Here is a 2,699-nt window from a genome sequence, read left to right as displayed (position 1 = left end):
ACCCTGAGGCCGCGCGCGAGGTTCTCGGCGCTGGGCCGTTCGTCGGGGTTCTTGCGCAGGCAGCGTTCTATGACCGTCCACAGCGGGTCCGGGATCGTGGAGGGGCGGCGCGGCTCGGCGCTCAGGTGCTGGTGCAGGACCTCCAGGGCCGTGCTGCCCGAGAACGGCGGGCGGCCGGTGACCAGCTCGTACAGCAGGATGCCGGCGCCGTAGATGTCCACGGCCGAGGTCTGCGGGCGGCCCTCGGCGGACTCCGGTGCCACGTACGCGGGCGTGCCGACGAACTCCTGGGTGCGGGTCAGGCCCGGGGAGTCGGCGAGGCGGGCGATGCCGAAGTCGGTCAGCATCGGGTGCATCTGGCCGTCGTTCTGCGCGAGCAGCACGTTGGCGGGCTTCAGGTCGCGGTGGACGACGCCGTCGGCGTGGCTCGCGGCGAGCGCGTCGGCGACCTGCGCGGTCATCAGCGCGGCGGCCACCGGCGTGAAGGGGCCGCTCTCGCGCAGGTAGCGGTGCAGGTCGGGGCCGTCGACGAGGTCCATGACCAGCGCCAGCAGATCGCCCTCGACGACCAGGTCGCGGACCCGGACGATGTTCGGGTGGGTCAGGCGGAGCAGGACGGAACGTTCGCGCAGGAAGCGCATCACGATGTCCGGGTCGCTCGCCAGCTCCTCCTTGAGGACCTTGATCGCGACCGTCTCGCCGGGCTGCCCGGGTACAGCCGCCTCGGCGCCCGCGGTCTCACGCTGGCGGGCACGCCAGACGGTGCCTGTGGCGCCGCGTCCGAGCGGCTCCTCAAGCAGGTACTTGCTGCCGACTGGCCGCACGTCACGCGCTCCCTGCTGATTGCTGTTGCTTGCTTGCCTGCATTCCGGTGTTCCGCCCCACTGTAGTGCCGCCTTTCATGGCACTACGCAAGCGTTGCCGACCATGTTCGCGATGTTCGAAGGCTGCGGCGTGATTCGACTTGTTCAGGCCGGAACGAAGGGAATGAAGGGGTTCGACGGGAAGACGCACGAGCCGGTCTGCCGGTTGCCGGAGCCGGACGTGACCGATCTCAAGTGATCGTCCGTGCGCCATCCGTCAGGCACTTTTGGGGGCAGAGCCGACCAATCAAGATCACTTGTCACCGGGTCCCGGGCGCGTTGTCAGTGGCAGGTGCGAGGATGCCTTCCAGTACTGGCCGACGTGCTCGTGTGGGGTGGGGGGAAGTCCGTCCCGCGCAGACCCGCGCAGAAGGGACCGCTGACGCCGATGCAGATCCGGCTGACCGTCGTAGACCCGCTGGGCCCGTCCACGCAGCGGGGCCGCGCCGCGAGCCGTGACGTGCTGGTCACGGCGCCCACCGGCACGGACCTCGGCGCGGTCGCGTCGGCGCTGGCCGGGGCGGTCACCGGGGAGGGCGGCACGGGCCGCGACACCGGTGCGGCGCCCGTGGTGCTGTACGCGGGCGCCGCACGCCTCGATCCTCGCCGCCACACCCTCGGCGAGCCTCCGCTGATCGACGGCGCCGTGCTGTCTCTGGGCGCCCCGGCGGCCGCCGAGCCGCATCCCGAGCTGGACGGCACGCCGACCCAGCTGCATGTCGTGGCGGGCCCGGACGCGGGCGGGGTCCATCTGCTGCACGGCGGGCGGATCACCGTGGGCCGCTCGGGCGAGGCGGACGTACCGCTCGACGACCCCGATGTCTCCCGGCTGCACTGCGCGGTCACCGTCGGCGCGGACGGGCGCGTCTCGGTCGCCGACCTCGGCTCGACGAACGGGACGGTGCTGGACGGGGGGCGGGTGGGGGAACGGCCGGTGCGGTTCCCTGCCGGGGGCTTGTTGCGGATCGGGGAGTCTGCGCTTCGGGTTGCTTCGGCTGGGGGGCGGGGGTGCGGGTTGTCTCCGACGGGGAGGGGTGTGTTCGGGTTGTTCCCTCGTCTTCGGGTGCGGGTGCGGGTGTGGCTGCGGGTGCAGGTGCGGGTGCGGGTGCGTTGGGGGATACCCGGCCTTCGGCCGGGTCTGGGTTCCCACCCGCACCACCCGTGCGGACATCGTCGTCGGGTGCGGGTGGCCCCGGTGGGGCGGAAGCGCCGTCGGCGGGTGCGGGTGGTTCTCGGGGGGCGGGAGCGTCGTCGGCCGGTGCGGGTGGTTCTCGTGGGGCGGGAGCGTCGTCGGCCGGTGCGGGGGGTTCCCGTGGGGGCGGGGCGTTGGGGGGTTCCGTGGGGGCGGGGCAGCATGGGTATGACTCTGCGGGTGGGGGCCTCCGGGGTGGGGGCTGGAGCATCGGCGTTCGGAGTCGGGGGTGGTGCCGGGGCAGGGTGGGGCGCCCACTATCGAGAACCGGAGCGGTGGGGACACGCATGCCGGGCGTTTCGGTGTCGGCGGATCCGGATCGGGTCTCGCGGGCGGAGAGCCGTACGCCGCCGGTGCGACGGCACACGTGCCGGCTGCCGACGGTGACCCGGAAGCCGACGAGGATCCGCGGGCACAGGGCGGTCGTAAAGGCGTCCCGCAGGGTGCGCGGCGGAAGGGGCTCGGTGCGTGGGCCCGGCGGTTGGCCGGTGGACGTGGGGAGCAGCCCGTCGTCCCCGAGGCGTACGACGGCACCGCGGCCCCTGCCCACTCCGCCCCGGTGGCCGTCGCGCGGAAGCAGCCCGAGACCTGGCCGGATCCCGCCGCTCTGCTGCTGACGGCGCTCGGTCCCGGGCCCCGGCTGT

General features: G+C 73.4%; 5 protein-coding genes. 3 read left to right on the top strand and 2 right to left on the bottom strand.

Features of this window, described 5'->3' with window-relative positions; all coding sequences use genetic code 11:
* The coding region (locus M878_RS75510) for a serine/threonine-protein kinase (protein ID WP_023550104.1) at positions 1–824 on the bottom strand (824 nt) is incomplete at its 3' end.
* Positions 825–927: 103 nt separating this feature from the next.
* On the opposite strand from M878_RS75510, the gene M878_RS000000101110 reads away from it, so the two are divergent.
* On the top strand, positions 928–1,062 hold the full coding sequence (locus M878_RS000000101110; RefSeq protein ID WP_023550103.1) for a hypothetical protein: 135 nt from the start codon (positions 928–930) through the stop codon (positions 1,060–1,062).
* Positions 1,063–1,116: 54 nt separating this feature from the next.
* On the opposite strand, the gene M878_RS000000101940 is transcribed toward M878_RS000000101110, so the two are convergent.
* Positions 1,117–1,698 carry a hypothetical protein gene (locus M878_RS000000101940; protein WP_023550102.1) on the bottom strand — a complete coding sequence of 194 codons (582 nt, stop codon included), beginning with the start codon at positions 1,696–1,698 and terminating at the stop codon, positions 1,117–1,119.
* On the opposite strand from M878_RS000000101940, the gene M878_RS000000101935 reads away from it, so the two are divergent.
* Both M878_RS000000101935 and M878_RS98975 read left to right on the top strand, forming a co-directional pair.
* Complete coding sequence (locus M878_RS000000101935; protein ID WP_425347937.1) at positions 1,585–2,442, top strand: FHA domain-containing protein; 858 nt, start codon at positions 1,585–1,587, stop codon at positions 2,440–2,442. The two genes, M878_RS000000101940 and M878_RS000000101935, sit on opposite strands and share 114 nt — an antisense overlap.
* Positions 2,423–2,699 (top strand): hypothetical protein (locus M878_RS98975; protein ID WP_209445693.1); only part of this gene is annotated, 277 nt, incomplete at its 3' end. The genes M878_RS000000101935 and M878_RS98975, both read left to right, overlap by 20 nt.

It is taken from the genome of Streptomyces roseochromogenus subsp. oscitans DS 12.976 (genome assembly GCF_000497445.1).
In the GTDB taxonomy this organism is placed as follows: Bacteria; Actinomycetota; Actinomycetes; order Streptomycetales; family Streptomycetaceae; genus Streptomyces; species Streptomyces oscitans.
The sequence above is the reverse complement of the archived record's forward strand: the minus strand, read 5'-3'. Positions and strand labels throughout refer to the sequence as shown.

Excerpts from the sequence above, each read along its gene's own strand:
- M878_RS000000101110 (WP_023550103.1), top strand. The coding sequence starts at position 928 with ATGTTCGCGATGTTCGAAGGCTGCGGCGTGATTCGACTTGTTCAGGCC.